Origin of the sequence: Paenibacillus sp. KS1, from assembly GCF_001680695.1 — a bacterium.
Lineage (GTDB): Bacteria > Bacillota > Bacilli > Paenibacillales > Paenibacillaceae > Paenibacillus_B > Paenibacillus_B suaedae.
Genome location: NZ_MAIS01000283.1, coordinates 1 through 673 on the forward strand (window position 1 = coordinate 1; position 673 = coordinate 673).

General features: G+C 52.2%; 1 protein-coding gene and 2 riboswitches. The gene reads left to right on the top strand.

Going from position 1 to position 673, the window contains the following annotated elements:
• Positions 1–44, top strand: a riboswitch (cyclic di-AMP (ydaO/yuaA leader). This riboswitch is flagged as partial in the annotation.
• A 70-nt stretch (positions 45–114) separates the two neighbouring features.
• Positions 115–522, top strand: coding sequence for a hypothetical protein (locus BBG47_RS28320; RefSeq protein WP_028533775.1), 408 nt, complete (start codon positions 115–117; stop codon positions 520–522).
• 14 nt (positions 523–536) lie between these two features.
• Positions 537–673, top strand: a riboswitch (cyclic di-AMP (ydaO/yuaA leader). This riboswitch is flagged as partial in the annotation.

Genomic DNA, 673 nt, shown 5'->3' on the forward strand with positions numbered 1-673 from the left:
CCCGAATCCGTCAGCTAACCTCGTAAGCGTACGGGAGAGGCGCGCCTGATCATATGGCGACGCACCTCTTTCTTGCAAGTAGGGCTTCGGACAGATGAACAGGAGGAACTGGATATGTACGATGCGGACCGGGTCATTACAGTGTTCGCAGGCTGTGAGACGGGGATTGAATTCATACGTCAGTTGAAAGGAGCAGGATATTCGGTGGCGGGAATTGCCCATAATGGGCGATTGGCAAAGCGATTGGAAGGTATTGGCGTTCATTCCATATGCCGAATCAATACGACGGAGCCGAAGGCGTGGGCCGTCCCTCATGTCCCGATTGGCCGAATCTATGTGTTTGAACAGAGCTTTGCGCTTTCCTGCCGGCTGCTTCAAATATGCCGGCAATGGACGACGGATCCGATCACAATCGTGACGAAGCGTCATCATCCGCAGTCGATCTACCGATTGCTTGGTGCAAATTACGTCATTTATACGCAATCGGATCAAGTTTCATTTTTACTATCAGATATCATCTAATTTATCCATATAGGCAATGCTCACCGCTGAATCCCATTCATGGGAACGGGGGAACCAACGTTAGTGCGCCAGCTGTACATCTGCAGTTCGCGCAAGGGGTGAATCCGGCACAGGAATCCGTTCCTGGCTGGTAGGGCGACTCTTCGCGCCC

What these genes read in the sequence shown, in the direction of transcription:
- BBG47_RS28320 (WP_028533775.1), top strand. Translation starts at nt 115, where the DNA reads ATGTACGATGCGGACCGGGTCATTACAGTGTTCGCAGGCTGTGAGACG.